This is a genomic window from uncultured Nostoc sp., assembly GCF_964245445.1.
In the GTDB taxonomy this organism is placed as follows: Bacteria; Cyanobacteriota; Cyanobacteriia; order Cyanobacteriales; family Nostocaceae; genus Nostoc.
Genome location: NZ_CAXTNE010000028.1, coordinates 14,488 through 32,230, shown reverse-complemented (window position 1 = coordinate 32,230; position 17,743 = coordinate 14,488). Strand labels below are relative to the sequence as shown.

Sequence of the window (17,743 nt, the reverse complement as noted above, 5' to 3'; positions counted from 1 at the left end):
AGACATAAGCCCTGATTCTACACCTTTATGGGGAGTAGGAACTTTTAATAAGCAGAAGGTAAAGAATTTTCTGTTTGCTTTCCTACTTGTTGAACAATACTTTATGTTCAATACCTTTGAACCTCTCAGTAACTCTTTAAAAAAGACTGACTTATCAAAAGAAACAGTAAATATTATCTCCGCAAATATTATTCATTATTTCACAATTTAGAGCCAAATTACATGATATTACTTACGTAAGTATAGATTAGTTTTTCCGCAAAAGGATTTTTGCGGTACTCCTTTGGAGTCGCTCTGTGAATGCATCCTACCATCTGAATCTTAGGAGACTTATGTCTATAAGTTTATTCAATAACTTTCTAGATAAAATTTTTTCCAAATTTTATAATATTTGTTATGAAAATTATAAAGGATTGACTAAAAATCCGAGATGGCTTTTAATGCGTAAAATTGCCCGATTTAAAACTGGGCGAGCTATAATGATATTTCTTTTTCCCCACTCAAATAAACTATATTCATCAATTATCAATGAAAGCAATAGTTGTTTTCCAGATGTGAATGTTGACGACGTTGTGAACACCCTCAAAACTGACGGATTATATTTGGGAATTAATTTACCCCAAGATATTGTTAAAGAAATAGTCGAATTTGCTCATTCAACAGTTTGTTATGGCAATCGAAAAACAAATATGGGTTTCTTTTATCATCAAAAGGAACAAGCTCAAATCAAGTCAGGAAAAAATATTATCATCGCTAGTTATTTTAATACATCTGGGCTTTGCCCTGCTATAAGAAAACTTCAAAATGATCCAAAGTTATTGGCAATAGCTGCTAGATATTTAAATACTCAAGCAGTACATCAAGGAAATATGATGTGGTGGAGTTTTTCAGCCAAAACAACGTATTATGAAAAAAGTCAAGCTGCTCAATTGTTTCATTACGATATAGACGATTATCAGTTTCTAAAGTTTTTCTTTTATTTAACTGATGTAGATGATCAAAGCGGCCCTCATATCTGTGTTCGTGGTAGTCACAATAAGAAAAAGCTGTCACATCTTTGGCTACGCAAACGAGAGACAGATGAAGAAATAATCGATTATTATGGTTCTGAATTTTTAGTAAAGATTTGTGGCAATACAGGTTTTGGATTTGTGGAAGATCCGCTTTGTTTTCATAAAGGAATTACTCCTACTCACAAAGACCGTTTAATATTACAAATAGAATTTGCCCGAACTGACTATGGAATGCAGCACGACTTCCGAGCATCTTCTCTACTGAAATGCATTTAGGTAACTTATGTGGTAATGAGTTTACTCTTTAGTTTCTACAATTTTAACTTTGGTGTAGGACTAATATTTGATTTCTGAAAAAGCTCGGTACAACTCGAAAAGCCTAATTCCCGCCTATCGCGCTTGCGCTACGCTTCTGTGCGAGACGCTTCTCTTTGCAGAGAGGCTTGTCTGCGACACGCTACTCGCGTTCGCGTTGGCGAACGCGCACCACGTAAATAATTTCAAAAATCAAATACGATTTCTAGGTCACAGCAAAAATACTTAATGAGATATATATTTAGTCTTTAATTTTACACAAATTGGGTGTTTGCCGAGCAAAAGTATCCTAGAAATCAACTGGTAGTCTTTCACCACTGTCCGAGATATTTTATCAGAGCAGATACACAGATTCCCAAAGAAATCAACTAGTTTAAGACCACGTTTTAGACTACTTATTTTCATTCAAAAAAATTACTTTTGTTTCACCAAATTTACTGTGTGTAAATCTAGATTAAATGCTTGCTAAAACCTATTACCAACAATGGTATTGGCAATTTTGTTGGACAGGTAAGTGTAGGTAAAATTCCCTTTGGCAAAAGTTTTTTGGGAAAGCGATCGCACAATAACTGCCAAATGTTACGGTTTGCAACGTATAATGAGAATCGACAAAACCATTAAGAAATATTGAAGGGCATTAGGGTTAAATGCGAGTAGCGATCGCGGGTGCTGGTCTAGCAGGACTTTCCTGCGCGAAATATCTCACGGACGCAGGTCACACTCCCATTGTCTTGGAAAGCCGGGACGTATTGGGTGGTCTTGTTGCGGCGTGGAAAGACTCTGACGGCGACTGGTACGAAACCGGGTTACACGCCTTCTTTGGGGCATATCCGAATATGCTCCAATTGCTCAAGGAGTTGGGCATTGAAGACAGACTCCAGTGGAAAGATCATACGTTGATTTTCAATCAACCAGATAAGCCTGGGACACTCTCACGTTTTGATGTTCCAGATATTCCATCTCCTTTCAATGTGATTGCATCGATTCTTCGCAACAAAGACATGTTGACTTGGGAGCAGAAGATTCGGTTTGCAGTTGGCTTACTTCCAGCAGTAGTTAGGGGTCAGAAGTATGTTGAAGAGATGGACAAGTATAGCTTCTTAGAGTGGTTGAAAAGGCAAGGTGTTGACGAGCGGGTAACTAGTGACGTTTTTATCGCCGCATGTAAAGCACTCACCTTTATCAATCCTGACGAAGTTTCGGCAACGATTCTGTTAACTGCACTGAATCGCTTTTTGCAAGAACGATATGGCTCCAAGATTGCATTTTTGGATGGTTCTCCCACAGAACGTTTATGTAGCCCGATTGTGGATTACATCACAGAACGCGGTGGAGAAGTGCGGTTGAATGCCCCATTGAAAGAGATTTTACTCAATGCCGATGGCACGGTGAAAGGATACTTGATTCGAGGCTTAAATGGGGCAGAAGATGAAGTTATCACAGCAGATTCGTATGTATCTGCCATGTCGGTTGATCCTTTAAAGGTCATGTTGCCTAAACCTTGGAAACTTATGGAGTTTTTCAAGAAGCTAGACGGTTTGGAAGGAGTACCAGTGATTAACCTGCATCTGTGGTTTGACCGGAAACTTACAGAAATTGATCACTTGCTTTTTTCGCGATCGCCCCTCCTAAGCGTTTATGCTGATATGAGCAATACCTGCCGTGAATACGCCAACCCCAATCGCTCAATGCTGGAATTAGTTCTAGCTCCGGCAAAAGATTGGATTGCCAAATCTGATGAGGAGATTGTGGCTGCAACGATTGCTGAGTTGGAAAAACTTTTCCCCGACCACTTTGGGGGAGACAATCCAGCAACATTGCTGAAATCTCATGTGGTGAAAACGCCGCGTTCAGTTTACAAAGCGACCCCTGGTCGTCAACAGTACCGCCCCGCACAAGTTACGCCCATTGCCAACTTCTATCTCGCCGGAAGTTATACCATGCAACGCTACTTAGGCAGTATGGAAGGTGGCGTACTTTCTGGTAAGCTGACAGCGCAGGCCATTTCTGAGGCTCTCCCGGTAGCAAATTCCTCAAACCTGCAAACGCTCACCCGACCGCCCGCAACGAATGCTGCAACTGCCTGATTCCCCCCCGCGCATGAAAACGCTGGTCTCTGTAGACGAGTCATACAAACTTTGTCGGCATCTCACAGCAAAGTATGCCAAGACTTTTTACCTGGGTACTTTGCTCATGAGTCCGGTAAAACGTCAATCTATTTGGTCAATTTACGCTTGGTGTCGCCGTACAGATGAATTGGTAGATGGCCCCGCATCTGCTATTACCACGCCAGAAACCCTAGACCTATGGGAACAGCAGCTGGAATCGATTTTTGCGGGACAGCCATTAGAAAATTACGATGTCGCTTTAGTTGATACCCTCCAGCGCTTTCCGATGGACATTCAGCCCTTTCGGGATATGATTGCCGGTCAGCGCATGGACTTATATCGCAGCCGTTATGAAACCTTTGAGGACTTATACCTCTACTGTTACCGCGTTGCTGGCACTGTTGGCTTAATGTCAACAGCAGTTATGGGTGTAGATAGCACCATATACACCGCTCCGTGGCAGCAGAACAAACAACCTTATGTTCCCATAGAAGAAGCGATCGCTCTGGGAATTGCCAATCAACTCACCAACATCCTGCGGGATGTGGGAGAAGATGCCAAACGGGGACGAATCTACATTCCTCTTGAAGACTTGGCAAAATTCAACTACACTGAGCAAGACTTCTTTAAAGGTGTGGTAGACGATCGTTGGCGGGCGCTGATGCGCTTTCAAATTGACCGGGCCCGCCAATTCTATAGCACATCCGACCAGGGAATTACTTATTTAGCATCCGATGCCCGTTGGCCTGTGTGGTCAGCATCAATGTTATATGGTCAGATTTTGGAGGTGATTGAACGCAACGATTATGATGTGTTCAGTCAGCGGGCTTACGTTCCCCAGTGGAAAAAGTTACGCACTTTGCCCTTAGCTTGGATGCGCTCACAAGTCCTTTAAAAAATTAGTCCTTAGTCCTTAGTGTTTTATAAATAACCAATGACTAATGACTAATGACCAATGACCAATGACAAATGACTATTGACTCCCCCAAACAAATCTGATAACATTGATATTCGTGAGTCATGGAGAGGTGGCTGAGTGGTCGAAAGCGGCAGATTGCTAATCTGTTGTACGGCAGGCAACTCCGTACCGAGGGTTCGAATCCCTCCCTCTCCGTTTTCCAGCCTTTGATACACAGAGTATTTTCTGTGTGGAACAATAATACTAATCTAGTGTAAATATTTCTACTCCCAAAGATGGATGATATGATTTATCTTTTGGAGTCCTGATAAGATACAGCTAATTTAAAAATCTAGTTTGAATCTTACTTTTAGGCTCCTAAATATCTGAGGAGTCAAAGTTACTTATGAGAAAAATTAGCGCCGCCTTAACCTTCAGTATAGCTACCCTAGCAATTGGGTTCCTAGTTGGGGCTTGTAGTGATAATAGTACCCCCAACGGCACAGCTAACACCAGAAGTACCGCTACCCCAGCAGCAAACTCAACTACTACAAGCACTGCTCAAGGGCTAAAAATTGGTTCCCTACTACCGACAACAGGCGACTTAGCTTCTGTTGGACAGCAGATGCTAGGTTCCGTCCCTTTACTCGTCGATACCGTCAACGCCTGCGGTGGGGTGAATGGTGAACCAGTTACCTTAGTGCAAGTAGACGACCAAACCGACCCCAGAGCGGGTGCAGCCGGTATGACCAAACTAGCAACTTTAGATAAAGTGGCAGGTGTAGTCGGCTCCTTTGCTAGTAGCGTTTCTAGTGCAGCAGTCTCCATTGCCACACCGAATAAAGTCATGCTAGTTTCCCCTGGTAGTACTAGTCCTGTCTTTACTGAAAAGGCCCAAAAAGGCGACTATAAAGGCTTTTGGGCGCGTACTGCTCCCCCCGATACCTACCAAGCACTAGCTTTAGCCCAACTTGCCAATAAAAAAGGTTTCAAGCGAGTTTCTACAGTTGTGATTAATAACGACTATGGCGTTGGCTTTGAAAAGGCATTTGTGCAAACTTTTGAAAAATTGGGTGGAACCATCGTTAATAAAGATAAGCCTGTCCGCTACGATCCGAAAGCCCAGACATTTGATACAGAAGCGGCTGCTGCTTTTGCTGGTAAACCAGATGCAGTCCTGGCTGTACTGTATGCGGAAACTGGTAGTCTGTTCTTGAAAGCTGCCTATCAGCAAGGTGTGACAAAAGGAGTGCAAATTTTACTTACAGACGGAGTTAAATCACCTACTTTTCCCGAACAAGTTGGCAAAGATGATAATAAATTTATTTTAACTGGAGCGATCGGTACAGTACCCGGTTCCAATGGTAAAGCTCTAGAAGCTTTCAACAAGCTGTGGAAGGATAAAAAGGGTGGTGCGCCAGGAGAATACGCTCCTCAAACTTGGGATGCGGCTGCTTTATTGACGTTGGCTGCACAAGCTGCTAAACAAAATACAGGTGTTGGTATAGCCAGCAAAATCCGTGAAGTAGCTGATGGGCCTGGCACGGAAGTGACCGATGTCTGCGAGGGATTGAAGTTACTTAAAGATGGTAAAAAGATTAACTACCAAGGAGCCAGTGGCAACGTAGATGTTGATGCTAACGGCGATGTCGTCGGTGTTTACGATGTTTGGACAGTAGGAGACGATGGCCAAATCAAGGTAATTGATAAAGTTACCCCCAAATAGAAAGTTAGGAGTTATGAGTTATGAATGAAATATTACTAAATCATAACTTCTAACTCCCTAACTCCTAACTTTTAAAAGCCAGTAAAGTTGTAACCAACTCCTAATAATAAGCCTATATCAGTTTCATCAAAAAACCCGGCATTTACAGCAGCCGTTGCAGTGAATTGAGGAGTTAGAGGCACATCAATGCCACCAGATACTAAAAAGGCTAATTGCGAATCATCACCAGTTTTGTAAGCTGCACCCACTCCAACGTAAGGTGCGATCGCTAACGGTTCGCTAAAAGCATCTGCTGACTTGAAGGTAAAATCATAGGTGACAGGAAGTAAAATTGTAGTATTGTCCCCAAATACGGCTGAGGGTCGCACCGATATAGCATTTGTCAGTCCAATTTTGCTGACTACCGCGAAGTTACCGTCACCCAAAGACGTTTCATCACCACTTAAACCAATGTTAGCAGCGACGCCAATATAGCTGCTACCACCACGAGTAGTTCTACCTAAATTAATATCTGATTGCGCTACTTTGGTAGCAGATGGTTGAGAACTAGTTTGAGAAGTCGGTTGCACAAACTCAGAGGTAAGCGTTGCAGATGAGGTTGCCACTGTGCCTGGAATGGGTGTAGACGTTACATTGGCGTTTTCCTGTATCGCAGGCGCAGGGTTTGGGGACTGCTGTACCTTAGCTAAATTTGTTGCTGTAAATGTTTCAATTGTTTCTGTAGAGAGATTTTGGCTTACAGTGTTTAGTTCTGTACTAAACTCGTTAGGAGACGCTACGGTTGCGGAAGGGTCGGTTAATGTTTGACTATTCACCTTGTCAACTGTCTGGGCACTTGCAGATAAGCCACTACTCAGGACTGTAAGAGCAGCTATACTTGGTAACCAAAAAACACCTTTACGAAAAAAAATAGTATTCACGTTCACTCCTAAAACAATATTGCCACGAAAAATAAATGGTTTTGTTGATTAAAGTCAACAAATTCGGGCAATACTCAAAATTTAACATCAAAAAATTAGTTTTTCCATTCTGACTTTACTGGATTTGTCTAGTTAATATTTACTATCAAAAAATTAAATATCATATTCTAAATATCTGGAATTTGGCAGATGACAAAAATTATTTTTGCTTTAGGCAAAGAGTCCATTTGTTAAGGAGTTAATTATGATTGCGAAAACTTTTAACAAAAAACTTAGCCTATATCAACACCTAGCTCCTTAGTCTTTGTGCTAACTGTTAAGCACATTGGCTTCAATCTGGTAAGGTGCGTTAGGCTACGGCATAATACAACGCCACCTACTACCCTGCGGGTTCTCCAAAGGAGTAGAACGTGGGAAACTCGCGCAACACAGTGCATAGTGTCAACTTAACCTAAAAGTCATATCCCGCAAGGCACTTCAGTTACTTGCTAATAGCAAAATTTATCTCTTTATGAGTAAGATATACCTAAAAACTTTTAGTTTACTGAAGTAGACTTTAACTATTAGCCTTGAACTTTAGTTCTAGGCGGGTGACAAACCTAACAGTTAAATTATTTCGTAGTGTATTTCAGGTAGTGACAACTACAAAAGAAGGGCTTCCCGTAACGTATAGTTGGTGTATTTCCGTCATGCTGTACTATAAATTACGCTTTGTAACAAAACAAGTTGATTGTGAAGTTATATTACGAAGCTTGCAAAAATATTTAGAAATTGTCTACAAGGCAAACATAGTTCTAACGTAGAACCTATTAGGAGAGACTTGAGGCAAATGTGATGAGCGGAAATAATACTCAAAAATATCGGTTTGTCTGTACCCTGACTTTCGGTGATATCTACGGTCAAATAATTGTTTGGTTGATTACAATTACCCTAAGTTTGGCATCAGCCTTGGCGCTTATGGGTGCCAAGCGGCCCGTGTACGCTTTAGCAACAGCTGGTCTTGTCGTTCTGCTATCGCTACCTTTCTTGTTGTTTGCGTTTGTCACTACCTTGTTAAATCATATTGAAGTCACTCCTGTAGGGCCTGAAACCAAAATGGAACCCATACCAGGTAATGTGTCTCAGCAACAACCTGTACAAGCGACTAGCTGAAGAGTTAGGAGTTAGGAGTAGAGACGCGATTAATCGCGTCTCTACAGGAGTTATGAGTGAAGACCTAACTCTTCATTTTTAACTTTTCCCTCCTAATTTCAAAATTTGTAATAAAATCCCTGTTTATAAACAGGGATTTTTTTGTAGAGATGCAACGCACTACCTGATTAATCACGTCTCTACAATAGAACAGCAGTGGTTTGCAATCAGGGGCTAATTATGCTGGAACATGATGTAATTATTGTCGGGGGTGGATTGGCGGGATGTCGGGCTGCTGTAGAAATTGCCCGCACTGACCCTAATTTAAATATTGCTGTGGTTGCCAAAACCCACCCAATTCGATCACACTCGGTGGCGGCTCAAGGTGGTATGGCTGCATCGTTGAAAAATGTTGATTCAGAAGATACTTGGGAAGCACATGCTTTTGATACTGTCAAGGGTTCTGATTACTTGGCAGATCAAGATGCTGTGGCAATTCTCGCTCAAGAAGCGCCAGATGTGGTGATTGACTTGGAACACATGGGCGTTTTGTTTTCTCGCTTACCCGATGGACGTATTGCCCAACGAGCTTTTGGCGGACATTCCCACAACCGCACTTGCTACGCTGCTGATAAGACCGGTCACGCGATTTTGCACGAATTGGTTAATAACTTGCGGCGTTATGGGGTGCAAGTTTATGAAGAGTGGTATGTGATGCGTCTCATTTTGGAAGAAAATGAGGCGAAGGGTGTGGTAATGTTCCATCTTTTGGATGGACATATCGAAGTGGTGCGAGCCAAAGCGGTGATGTTTGCCACAGGAGGCTATGGTCGCGTTTATAACACCACCTCTAATGATTACGCTTCTTCGGGTGATGGTTTGGCAATGACTGCGATCGCAGGTTTGCCCCTCGAAGATATGGAATTTGTCCAATTTCATCCCACTGGCTTATATCCGGTAGGCGTGCTGATTTCGGAAGCGGTACGGGGAGAAGGGGCGTATCTGATCAACTCCGAAGGCGATCGCTTTATGGCGAACTATGCACCCAGTCGCATGGAACTGGCTCCTCGTGATATTACCTCACGAGCGATCGCTTACGAGATTCGCGCCGGTCGTGGTGTTCATCTTAATGGTAGTGCTGGTGGCCCTTTTGTCTATCTGGATTTACGCCATCTGGGCAAAGAAAAAATTATGAGTCGCGTCCCCTTCTGTTGGGAAGAAGCACACCGTTTGGTAGGTGTTGACGCGGTAACTCAACCTATGCCAGTCCGTCCGACAATTCACTATTGCATGGGTGGTATCCCAGTTAATATTGATGGGCAAGTCCGCAGTAGTGGCGATGGTTTGGTTGATGCTTTCTTTGCTGCGGGCGAAACATCCTGTGTTTCCGTACATGGTGCAAATCGCTTGGGGAGTAATTCACTGCTGGAGTGTGTAGTTTATGGAAAGCGGACTGGAGCTGCGATCGCGCAATTTATCCAAAAACGTAAGTTGCCCTCTGTGGATGAGCAACGATATGTAACAGAAGCCCAGCAACAAATCCAAGCTTTGCTAGACCAACCAGGACAGTATCGCATTAACCAAGTTCGTCAAGCCTTCCAGGATTGTATGACTGATTACTGCGGCGTTTTCCGTACTGAGGCCTTAATGAGTGAAGGATTACAGAAACTAGAAGAAATTCAACAGCAATATCCACAAATTTATTTAGATGACAAAGGAAGTTGCTGGAATACGGAACTTGTGGAAGCTTTGGAATTGCGAAGTTTGATAGTAGTGGGACAGACTATTTTGGCATCAGCGCTAAATCGCCAGGAAAGTCGTGGCGCTCATTTCCGCGAAGATTATTCCGAGCGAGATGATGCTAACTTCCTCAAACATACAATGGCTTACTATTCACCTGCGGGAATTGATATTCAATATCGACCGGTGGCGATTACTATGTTTGAGCCAAAAGAGCGTAAGTATTAGCCAAAAGTAAATTTATGTGAGAAATCGAGGGGACTACAAAAATTTTGTCCACCTCGATTAAAAATATGAAATGATTAAGTTATCAATCAGAACTTAATTGTTTCTGAATCACAGCTATTATCTTTTCTTCCCAAGCCGGATCATTTAATTGTATTGCAGCATCACGATGACGAGATTTTCGTCTATCCATGTAAGCATAAAAGGCTTCCTTATCATCCTTGTGGGTAAGAAAGTAACTCTTTAGCTCTTGGTCGCTCATTGCTGTATAGTTTACCTGATTCATAGTTCTATACTACCATCTGGCTTAATTTCTAGCTCTATTTCTTCATCTTGCCCAGCTAATATAAATATATTGAGCGATCGTTCATCTAATCGCACGATGTGAATTGGCTGGAACATCACATTTGTAAGTTGATGGCAAAGTCTATATAAGGATTGTAGCTGTTCTACTCTTGGTTGTAGCTCGTCATCTGCTAGTTTTTTTATCATAAATATTTATAAATATAAATGTAATATATATAATATAGATATATATAGTAATTTTTTCACAGTTGTGACTCTCACATGCTACTTAAACTTCCAAATTAGCTGACCTTTCTCACCGGGATGTGCTGCTCCCTCTTTGTCGCGCCACTCGAAGTGTATTTCAATTGGCATTTTCAAATTCTTCATTAAGTGCAAAGTGTTACGCCAAGCAAGATTTGAATCTACACCTTGTATTGAAATGTTTACCTCCGGCAGGTAATGAAAACCAGAGTTAATTTTTTCACCCTTAACAACATGAGCAAGGGTTAGCTTCATAAGTTCGTCTACAGAAACTCCCTGTCGAATAGCAAGTTCGTGTGCTGCATCGACGATTTTGTTCCAGTTCGGTCGATGAATTTCCTCACCACCCATAATGGCTCGAAGCACTCTGGTATGCTGCAAATTGCTTACCCCAGGTTCAATAACTCTATCGTTTTCAGTTTCAGAAATTTGCTGAGACTGGTGATGTGCCTCATATTCATTCAGTAACTTCTCAATAACAGTGATAGGTGTATCCTCAAAAGGTACGGCGATCGCTTGGAGCCTCTTGTAAATAGGATCGGGTATTCTGATAACTGGCATCGTATATATTATGCTTTTTTTACATTATAGTTGTAACGCATATACATTAAGATGGCAGCAGCCACATCATGCCAACACAGAAGCAATCGGATACAGCGATATTCCTTTGTCAGTTACTTTCTAATCTGTATCAGTCTATTCAGGTTTTCCGCTACGACCAAAAGTTGAAGACGCTTTATATTCAAGCTGGTTTGAACGATGAGATTGCAATCATAATTGATCAATATGGGAATTGGAAACTTGTTGTATGATGCAGAACCTAAACCAGATGACCAATACTGAACTGAAACGATATCTTTCAGAACATAGAAATGAGGAAGAAGCGTTTCGGGCTGCGTTGCAAGTTTTGATGAGTCGTTGTGACTCTGTTACACAACACCCTTATCCTTTTGATCTAGACAATCCTGAGAGCGAGGTAGAAGCTCTCCTCTTAGAGAAACTCAATCGAACTGAGTGAGAAGCGATCGCCTATATTTTAAATTGAGGCTTAGATAAATAGGTTAGGTGAAACCTTAAAGTAATCACCAAGCATTTTGGCTTGTGCCTTGCTAATCGAACGCTTACCATTAACAACCTCAGACACCACACCGCTCGATCCAATAATACCTACCAAGTCAGCTTGACGGGTTCCACTTGCTTCCATGATGTGTTGAAGTATCTCATGAGGCACAGATAAATCCATCGGGTAGTTCTGTGCTTCATATACTTCAATCAGCTTCACCAGCAATTTATGTAAAACTCGCTGCTCTGGAGTGCGATTTTTCGCAAAAGTTAGACGCTCTACCACCGTTAACACACGTTCATATTCGTCTTCCGTCTCAATTAGCTTGGGAGCAACTTCAGCTAACAGATTGCCATAAGCAATTTCGTCAAAAGTAAAAGTCATCTTTCCATTTGCCTTTATCGTATTCAGTATGTGTAAGAAAGTATTTGTAATAAACTACCAGGTCTTCATAATCAATACCGACAATTAAGCGATAATCATTACCTTTGATATTGAAAACAGTGAAGTTTCCAACTGCTTCAGCATCCTTGTAAATCTTACGAACGTCCTCTAGGTTCTGCCATTCCGTTTTCTTCACAGTTGCATACCAGTTGTCAATCTGTTTCTTGACATCGGGATACTGAGCGGTATCAGTGCGAAGGTTGCGAATTGCAATTAAATGCATTTCTTTCTAGCTTTTTTGCCATATATTTTCAATGAAAAATCAATTACTTCTATAATCTCTCAAAACGAGAGCAAAAAATCAAGAGTATTTATTTGGAGTACAGGTTAGTTCAGCCTAATCCAGCATTGAAAAAGCTGGTGACAATGGTGGCTCACTGGTGTGAGATCCTAGAGACAGTCAATGGAGGCTGAACACAATGGAACAACATCACAAGCCAACGGTTATAATCACAGGTGCCTCTTCAGGGGTCGGTTTGTACGCTGCCAAGGCTCTTGCTGAAAGGGGATGGTACGTAGTCATGGCATGTAGGGATATAGCGAAGGCTCAACTTGCAGCCCAATCTTTGGGAATCCCCCACCAAGGCAGCTACATCATCATGCATATCGATCTCGGTTCAATGGAAAGCGTTCGACAATTTGTGAATAACTTCCGAGCAAGCGGTCACTCCCTAGACGCTTTGGTGTGCAACGCCGCAATTTATATGCCTTTGTTAAAAGAGCCACTGCGAAGCCCAGAAGGCTACGAGTTGAGCGTTGCCACGAATCATCTTGGACATTTCCTTTTGTGCAACCTAATGCTTGAGGATCTAAAGAAGTCATCTTCAGAGCCAAGGCTCGTGATTTTGGGAACTGTCACTCACAATCCAGACGAACTGGGTGGGAAGATTCCGCCGCGTCCTGACTTGGGCGATTTGCAAGGCTTTGCACAAGGATTTAAAGAGCCAATCTCGATGATTGATGGCAAGAAGTTTGAACCCGTCAAAGCTTACAAGGACAGCAAGGTTTGCAACGTGCTGACTATGCGGGAACTGCATCGGCGCTATCACGAGTCAACCGGTATTGCCTTCAGTTCTCTCTATCCGGGATGTGTTGCAGAAACGCCACTATTTAGAAATCACTATCCCCTATTTCAGAAAATCTTCCCATTATTCCAGAAATACATTACTGGGGGATATGTGTCTCAGGATTTGGCGGGAGAACGGGTTGCTGCGGTAGTTGCCGATCCTGAATATAATCAATCCGGTGCTTACTGGAGTTGGGGAAATCGCCAGAAGAAAGATGGCAAGTCCTTTGTTCAAAAAGTCTCTCCTCAAGCCCGCGATGATGAAAAAGGCGATCGCATGTGGGAACTAAGCGCCAAATTGGTTGGACTGGCATGACCGAACAGGACGCAATAATTTGATTTTTACTTCATAAAACTCAATGCTGATGAACCAACAGAACATCGCAAAATTTACATACTAGAACGCGAGACTACACCTCTGAGAAAAGTAATACCTTCCAATTCTTAGAAACCGTAAGGTGCGTTACACTCTGTTAACGCACCAATGTTAATCGTAAAGATATGCGAGAAATTATCTAACCATTTCCGATGGAAACTGCCATGTCTTCCCTAAAAGCGCATTCCCAAACGCTATATGACACGGATTACTTGCAATGGATAGAAACGACTGTGAAAAAATTGCAAAGTCACGACTACGCGAACGTGGACTGGGAAAACCTCATCGAAGAAATTGCCGACATGGGAAGGAGTGAGCGTCGGAGCCTCAAGAGTAATCTGATTGTAATTCTGGTGCATTTGCTCAAATGGCAATTTCAGCCTGAAAAGAGAAGCGGTAGCTGGGAAGGAAGCATTATTGAACATCGTAGACGTGTCAAAGAAGCTCTAGATGATTCGCCTAGTCTCAAATCCTATCTTGAGAGCGTCTTTGTAGAGTGTTATGCACAAGCAGTTAAGCAAGCAAAAGCTGAAAGGGAGCAACGCGAAAAAGTGAGATCGGTGTTTAATTCTCAGTTACATAGCTAGATTCTCAATAAAAACAGGGATTTCGCTGCGATCGCACTATTAAACAGGTCATTTATACCCCTAATTTTTAGCACCTCACAAAATCGCGTTGCTCCCAAGCTGAAACTGGTTTGTCAGTAGAATCCTTTCCTCTGGTGTATCCATATCAGCTACCAGAAGTCACAAATGATGAGTTTTTACCTCAGTAAACACTGAATTAGGCTTATGTGCGCTTCGTTCTCTGTACAGTTATACCTCTCCATTCCCTACTCTTGACTTCTACCTGTAACAAATGTATAATTGACGCGCATAGAAGGGGAGTAGCTGCTGGCAAAAAACATAAAAGCCAGTACATCTGAATCAACATACTGGCGATGAGCCTGGTTCAGATGGCAAGTAATCAATATTTGAAAGCGAGACCTTCACTAAGTTCACACCGAAAAGTGTAAACTTGGTGAGGTCTTTTGGTTCTCATCAAGCTTCACATCGGTAAACGATTTTTCAGGAGCTTGAGAGAGTGTTAACAGCTTTTACCGCAGCTTTATTATTAATTACAGTTTCAGAACTAGGCGATAAAACGTTTTTTATTGCTGTAATTTTGGCAATGCACCACTCGCGGCGGCTGGTGTTTACAGGTGTGACAGCAGCTTTAGCCGCGATGACAATCCTTTCGGTGCTATTTGGACAAGCGGTATCTTTGTTGCCAAAAAGTTATATTCATTACGCCGAAATAGCTTTATTTATTGCCTTTGGTATCAAGCTGTTATATGACGCTAGTAAGATGTCTCCTGCGGCTTGTGATACAGAAGTTATAGAAGAGGCCGAAGCTGCGGTGAAAAAAGCAGATTTGGAGCTACCAAAGCAAAAGACTTCGTTAGCAATTGTCATAGAAGCCTTTGTGTTGACATTCATGGCAGAGTGGGGCGATCGCACTCAAATTGCCACCATTGCTCTAGCCGCAGGTAATAATCCTATTGGAGTCACAATAGGTGCAATTTTAGGACATGGCATTTGTGCTGCGATCGCAGTTATCGGCGGTAAAATGATTGCCGGACGAATTTCTGAGCGTCAACTCACCTTAATTGGCGGATGCCTGTTTTTGGTGTTTGGTGTTATTGCTGCCATTGAGGGAGCATGAGGGGATGACAAGACAAACAAGAGACTTAATTCTTCTTTGTCCCTATTCCCCACTCCCTACTCCCCATTATTTAGGCGTATTTTTCAATGGAGGCGCGGGAGATGCAGCAGGATTAGGGAGGGGGGAAGCCGTTGCTGCATTCTTAATTTCATCTTTGTACTGAGCAGGTGCTAAAGCTGCGGCGCTATCAAACAAAAGTTTTGCATCTGCGTCTTTGCCCTGTTGTTTCAAGAGCATTGCTTTGGCGACAACGGGGCGAAAATCCTTGGGATCTTTCTTAATTGCTTGGTCATATACAGAGCTAGCTTGAGCGTAGCGTTTCTGGGAAGCGTGAACAGAACCTAAGAGCACCTGCACGGCTACTGTATCTACACTTCCAGCCTGAATTGTATTTGCTTGGGCTGCTTTAGAGAGGGTTTCTTGCAGCAAACCAATGGCTGCTTCCGGGCGTTGCTGACTGATTAACAAAGCCACCATTCCTTGCAAAGCCTTCAAATCGCCTGGTTTTGTCTCCAAAATCGAGCGATAAGCTTGAGCGGCTCCTTCGCGATCGCCAATTTGTTGTTTGGCTTGAGCCAGTAGCACTGAATATTCTGACTGTTCGGGATTCAGCTTGGCTAACTTTTCTAAAGGTTCAATCACAACTTGAATATCAGCTGGTTTAACCTCACTTTTTTCTTTTTGACTTAGTAATTGTAGCCGCGCCTGCAATAATCCCTTGAGTGCAGTCTGATTTTCTGGTTCTCTTTGCAAAACCAGTTCATAACCCCGTACTTCGTCTTCCAGTTTTGATTTTTGGTCAGCAGAGGTCAAAGTCCCTCTGGTGCTAGCGGTATTCTGGTTTGAGGGTGGCGTATTATTAAATGCTCCAATTATGGGAATCACTGAAACACCCACAAAAGCAAGAATTGCCAGCGCCAAGACGATTTGAACTATCCAACGATTGCGCGGTTGAGACACAGTTTTGTCTTTCTCCTAAATTTTAATGACATTATCATTTACACAAATCCTAAAGTTAAAAATTTCCAAAACTTTGCGGAATACCGCCAATTGCCTGTGAATTTTATAACAATTAACTATTTACACTGCTAAAGTAAGTGATGACTTTAGGAGGAGCCGTCAGAATTGTAGCTATGATATGCTTCCGAAACTAGTGTAAAGGCGCTAAATTACACATTTAGTGTTTATACACTCAATTTAGCGCCTTTAGTATTGTTATAGAGTACCCTAGTGTGACTTTGTGAAAAGCAAATATACTTTCATCAGTCGCACAAATGCTCTTTCCAGCTGCCTTTGTAAAATCCCACAATGGGATGTGTCTGTGCCGCAAGGAGTTTTTATGAATTCCGACCTGATGCCGTTGCCTGAATCTTCCAATTCTTCTGCCTCTAACCAGGGCCCAACTAACATAGGGTCAGCTGCTAATGTTCATATAGCAGCCAAGTCCTCTAAACCTGAAAATCCGCCTGTTAACCCCATTGAGACTGACTCAAATGGGAACTTAATCAATCGACAGCAACCGATTCCGCCTCCCAGTGAGCCGATGCAATATCGAGCGATCGGGTTAGTTAGGGGTCGCTATCATGCTAGCAGCGAACAATTTACTCAAGGTACGCTGCTGACCACAGATGGTGTAGAACTTAATGCCGTCCTCCTAGGCCGGATTATGAGCTTAGTCAAGAATCATCTAGACTTAGAAAAAGAACACTTGTGGGTAGTATATCCACGTACAAGACAAGAGAATGATACCTTGCACATCCAAATCGTCGGAGTTTGGGAGCCAGAAAATCTGGCAAAAAACTCAACAGATGAAGACGAGTCAGACTTGGAGTTGCAAGAGTTACAGATTCCCGATGATGGCTTATCCGAAAACTCTGAACTAAGTACAATTCCCGTAATTCCCTCATCAGAAGTTGCAGATGGTGGTTTTTCTGTTCGTGGTGAGGTAGTATACCAATCTTTTGACGCTAAGAGCTTGGTAGTCAAAATTAGGCAGGCTGCACGCAAACCAACTGAGAAACCCAAGTATTTTAAATTGAAATTGAGGGGCGTGCTGACCACCAAAGCAGTAGGAAAGTTCTGGGACTTCCAAGCCAAGCGAGAAGCTGACGTTTTGATAGTAGAAAAAGCTGAGGCGATCGCTGACTTGCCCAAAAAACGTAAACCACCATTCAAAGGTGGCCCTCGTGCTGGCGGTGGTGGTGCTGGTGGTAGAAAACCATTTCCCCCCAGACGCAGTGGTGAAATCCCACGTCCTATCAAGAAAACAGGCGCAGGCGGTGACACCTCTGTGGTGTCAAAACCTATACCAAAAACGCCCGCTCCTAAGCCCATCAAGCGACCGAAACCAACTCAAGAGTAGGGAATAGGGGATTAGGGATTGGGGATTGGGTACTGGGGATTAAGGATTAGGGATTAAATTAAATATTAGGGTTCAACTAATTTTTTCCACTCCCCACTCCCCA

20 protein-coding genes and 1 tRNA gene are annotated in these 17,743 nt (G+C 42.6%); 14 read left to right on the top strand and 7 right to left on the bottom strand.

Annotated features, from left to right (window positions below; all coding sequences use genetic code 11):
• The first annotated feature begins 332 nt into the window (after positions 1–332).
• The 6 genes from ACFE90_RS07510 (at position 333) to ACFE90_RS07485 (ending at position 6,060) form a co-directional block, all read left to right on the top strand.
• Positions 333–1,289: a hypothetical protein gene (locus tag ACFE90_RS07510; protein WP_375499205.1), complete on the top strand. Its 957-nt coding sequence runs from the start codon at positions 333–335 to the stop codon at positions 1,287–1,289.
• Positions 1,290–1,790: 501 nt separating this feature from the next.
• Positions 1,791–1,949 (top strand): hypothetical protein, encoded by a 159-nt coding sequence (locus ACFE90_RS07505; RefSeq protein ID WP_375499203.1) that lies wholly within the window; start codon positions 1,791–1,793, stop codon positions 1,947–1,949.
• Between the two features lie 26 nt (positions 1,950–1,975).
• Positions 1,976–3,415 carry a 15-cis-phytoene desaturase gene (gene pds / locus ACFE90_RS07500; protein ID WP_375499201.1) on the top strand — a complete coding sequence of 480 codons (1,440 nt, stop codon included), beginning with the start codon at positions 1,976–1,978 and terminating at the stop codon, positions 3,413–3,415.
• Entirely contained in the window at positions 3,399–4,331 is a 933-nt protein-coding gene (gene crtB / locus ACFE90_RS07495) for a 15-cis-phytoene synthase CrtB (RefSeq protein ID WP_375499199.1), read from the top strand. Before pds ends, crtB begins: the two co-directional genes overlap by 17 nt.
• A 127-nt stretch (positions 4,332–4,458) precedes the next feature.
• Positions 4,459–4,550 (top strand) — tRNA-Ser (locus ACFE90_RS07490).
• A gap of 190 nt (positions 4,551–4,740) precedes the next feature.
• Positions 4,741–6,060 (top strand): ABC transporter substrate-binding protein, encoded by a 1,320-nt coding sequence (locus ACFE90_RS07485; protein WP_375499197.1) that lies wholly within the window; start codon positions 4,741–4,743, stop codon positions 6,058–6,060.
• A gap of 71 nt (positions 6,061–6,131) precedes the next feature.
• On the opposite strand, the gene ACFE90_RS07480 is transcribed toward ACFE90_RS07485, so the two are convergent.
• Positions 6,132–6,980, bottom strand: coding sequence for a hypothetical protein (locus tag ACFE90_RS07480; protein WP_375499195.1), 849 nt, complete (start codon positions 6,978–6,980; stop codon positions 6,132–6,134).
• Positions 6,981–7,814: 834 nt separating this feature from the next.
• On the opposite strand from ACFE90_RS07480, the gene ACFE90_RS07475 reads away from it, so the two are divergent.
• Together ACFE90_RS07475 and ACFE90_RS07470 are read left to right on the top strand one after the other, a co-directional pair.
• The gene (locus tag ACFE90_RS07475; RefSeq protein WP_109011795.1) at positions 7,815–8,132 is read left to right on the top strand and encodes a hypothetical protein; all 318 of its coding nucleotides are present in this window, start codon (positions 7,815–7,817) and stop codon (positions 8,130–8,132) included.
• 219 nt (positions 8,133–8,351) lie between these two features.
• On the top strand, positions 8,352–10,079 hold the full coding sequence (locus ACFE90_RS07470; protein WP_375499193.1) for a succinate dehydrogenase/fumarate reductase flavoprotein subunit: 1,728 nt from the start codon (positions 8,352–8,354) through the stop codon (positions 10,077–10,079).
• An 82-nt stretch (positions 10,080–10,161) separates the two neighbouring features.
• Here the strand turns inward: ACFE90_RS07470 and ACFE90_RS07465 are convergent, their stop codons facing one another.
• From ACFE90_RS07465 to ACFE90_RS07455, 3 genes are all read right to left on the bottom strand, one after another.
• Positions 10,162–10,362: a DUF6887 family protein gene (locus tag ACFE90_RS07465; protein WP_375499191.1), complete on the bottom strand. Its 201-nt coding sequence runs from the start codon at positions 10,360–10,362 to the stop codon at positions 10,162–10,164.
• On the bottom strand, positions 10,359–10,568 hold the full coding sequence (locus ACFE90_RS07460) for a DUF6888 family protein (RefSeq protein WP_375499189.1): 210 nt from the start codon (positions 10,566–10,568) through the stop codon (positions 10,359–10,361). The genes ACFE90_RS07465 and ACFE90_RS07460 overlap by 4 nt, the downstream gene beginning before the upstream one ends.
• A 78-nt stretch (positions 10,569–10,646) precedes the next feature.
• Complete coding sequence (locus ACFE90_RS07455; protein WP_375499187.1) at positions 10,647–11,186, bottom strand: T4SS efffector SepA family protein; 540 nt, start codon at positions 11,184–11,186, stop codon at positions 10,647–10,649.
• Between the two features lie 68 nt (positions 11,187–11,254).
• On the opposite strand from ACFE90_RS07455, the gene ACFE90_RS07450 reads away from it, so the two are divergent.
• Both ACFE90_RS07450 and ACFE90_RS07445 read left to right on the top strand, forming a co-directional pair.
• Positions 11,255–11,437, top strand: a complete 183-nt coding sequence (locus ACFE90_RS07450; protein ID WP_375499185.1) for a DUF6888 family protein — start codon at positions 11,255–11,257, stop codon at positions 11,435–11,437.
• Positions 11,434–11,643 carry a DUF6887 family protein gene (locus tag ACFE90_RS07445; RefSeq protein WP_375499183.1) on the top strand — a complete coding sequence of 70 codons (210 nt, stop codon included), beginning with the start codon at positions 11,434–11,436 and terminating at the stop codon, positions 11,641–11,643. The genes ACFE90_RS07450 and ACFE90_RS07445 overlap by 4 nt, the downstream gene beginning before the upstream one ends.
• 30 nt (positions 11,644–11,673) lie before the next feature.
• Here the strand turns inward: ACFE90_RS07445 and ACFE90_RS07440 are convergent, their stop codons facing one another.
• A complete protein-coding gene (locus tag ACFE90_RS07440) occupies positions 11,674–12,072 on the bottom strand; it encodes a type II toxin-antitoxin system HigA family antitoxin (RefSeq protein WP_375499181.1) in 399 nt (132 codons plus the stop codon).
• Positions 12,056–12,355: a type II toxin-antitoxin system HigB family toxin gene (locus ACFE90_RS07435; protein ID WP_375499179.1), complete on the bottom strand. Its 300-nt coding sequence runs from the start codon at positions 12,353–12,355 to the stop codon at positions 12,056–12,058. Before ACFE90_RS07435 ends, ACFE90_RS07440 begins: the two co-directional genes overlap by 17 nt.
• Positions 12,356–12,551: 196 nt before the next feature.
• Between ACFE90_RS07435 and ACFE90_RS07430 the strand changes: the two genes are divergently transcribed.
• The 3 genes from ACFE90_RS07430 (at position 12,552) to ACFE90_RS07420 (ending at position 15,278) form a co-directional block, all read left to right on the top strand.
• Positions 12,552–13,514: a protochlorophyllide reductase gene (locus tag ACFE90_RS07430; protein ID WP_375499177.1), complete on the top strand. Its 963-nt coding sequence runs from the start codon at positions 12,552–12,554 to the stop codon at positions 13,512–13,514.
• Between the two features lie 224 nt (positions 13,515–13,738).
• A complete protein-coding gene (locus tag ACFE90_RS07425) occupies positions 13,739–14,161 on the top strand; it encodes a DUF29 domain-containing protein (RefSeq protein ID WP_375499175.1) in 423 nt (140 codons plus the stop codon).
• A gap of 496 nt (positions 14,162–14,657) precedes the next feature.
• Entirely contained in the window at positions 14,658–15,278 is a 621-nt protein-coding gene (locus ACFE90_RS07420; RefSeq protein ID WP_375499173.1) for a TMEM165/GDT1 family protein, read from the top strand.
• Positions 15,279–15,344: 66 nt separating this feature from the next.
• Here the strand turns inward: ACFE90_RS07420 and ACFE90_RS07415 are convergent, their stop codons facing one another.
• Positions 15,345–16,238 (bottom strand): tetratricopeptide repeat protein, encoded by an 894-nt coding sequence (locus ACFE90_RS07415; protein WP_375499171.1) that lies wholly within the window; start codon positions 16,236–16,238, stop codon positions 15,345–15,347.
• Positions 16,239–16,617: 379 nt separating this feature from the next.
• Here ACFE90_RS07415 and ACFE90_RS07410 point away from each other — a divergent pair, with 379 nt between their 5' ends.
• The gene (locus ACFE90_RS07410; RefSeq protein ID WP_375499169.1) at positions 16,618–17,640 is read left to right on the top strand and encodes a hypothetical protein; all 1,023 of its coding nucleotides are present in this window, start codon (positions 16,618–16,620) and stop codon (positions 17,638–17,640) included.
• Positions 17,641–17,743: the final 103 nt, after the last annotated feature.

Bases quoted from the DNA above. Each gene is read 5' to 3' on its own strand.
- ACFE90_RS07410 (WP_375499169.1), top strand. From the start codon at position 16,618: ATGAATTCCGACCTGATGCCGTTGCCTGAATCTTCCAATTCTTCTGCC.
- ACFE90_RS07470 (WP_375499193.1), top strand. From the start codon at position 8,352: ATGCTGGAACATGATGTAATTATTGTCGGGGGTGGATTGGCGGGATGT.
- ACFE90_RS07450 (WP_375499185.1), top strand. From the start codon at position 11,255: ATGCCAACACAGAAGCAATCGGATACAGCGATATTCCTTTGTCAGTTA.
- ACFE90_RS07465 (WP_375499191.1), bottom strand. From the start codon at position 10,362: ATGAATCAGGTAAACTATACAGCAATGAGCGACCAAGAGCTAAAGAGT.
- ACFE90_RS07485 (WP_375499197.1), top strand. From the start codon at position 4,741: ATGAGAAAAATTAGCGCCGCCTTAACCTTCAGTATAGCTACCCTAGCA.
- ACFE90_RS07460 (WP_375499189.1), bottom strand. From the start codon at position 10,568: ATGATAAAAAAACTAGCAGATGACGAGCTACAACCAAGAGTAGAACAG.
- ACFE90_RS07510 (WP_375499205.1), top strand. From the start codon at position 333: ATGTCTATAAGTTTATTCAATAACTTTCTAGATAAAATTTTTTCCAAA.
- ACFE90_RS07430 (WP_375499177.1), top strand. From the start codon at position 12,552: ATGGAACAACATCACAAGCCAACGGTTATAATCACAGGTGCCTCTTCA.
- ACFE90_RS07445 (WP_375499183.1), top strand. From the start codon at position 11,434: ATGATGCAGAACCTAAACCAGATGACCAATACTGAACTGAAACGATAT.
- ACFE90_RS07455 (WP_375499187.1), bottom strand. From the start codon at position 11,186: ATGCCAGTTATCAGAATACCCGATCCTATTTACAAGAGGCTCCAAGCG.
- pds (WP_375499201.1), top strand. From the start codon at position 1,976: ATGCGAGTAGCGATCGCGGGTGCTGGTCTAGCAGGACTTTCCTGCGCG.
- crtB (WP_375499199.1), top strand. From the start codon at position 3,399: ATGCTGCAACTGCCTGATTCCCCCCCGCGCATGAAAACGCTGGTCTCT.
- ACFE90_RS07435 (WP_375499179.1), bottom strand. From the start codon at position 12,355: ATGCATTTAATTGCAATTCGCAACCTTCGCACTGATACCGCTCAGTAT.
- ACFE90_RS07425 (WP_375499175.1), top strand. From the start codon at position 13,739: ATGTCTTCCCTAAAAGCGCATTCCCAAACGCTATATGACACGGATTAC.
- ACFE90_RS07475 (WP_109011795.1), top strand. From the start codon at position 7,815: ATGAGCGGAAATAATACTCAAAAATATCGGTTTGTCTGTACCCTGACT.
- ACFE90_RS07440 (WP_375499181.1), bottom strand. From the start codon at position 12,072: ATGACTTTTACTTTTGACGAAATTGCTTATGGCAATCTGTTAGCTGAA.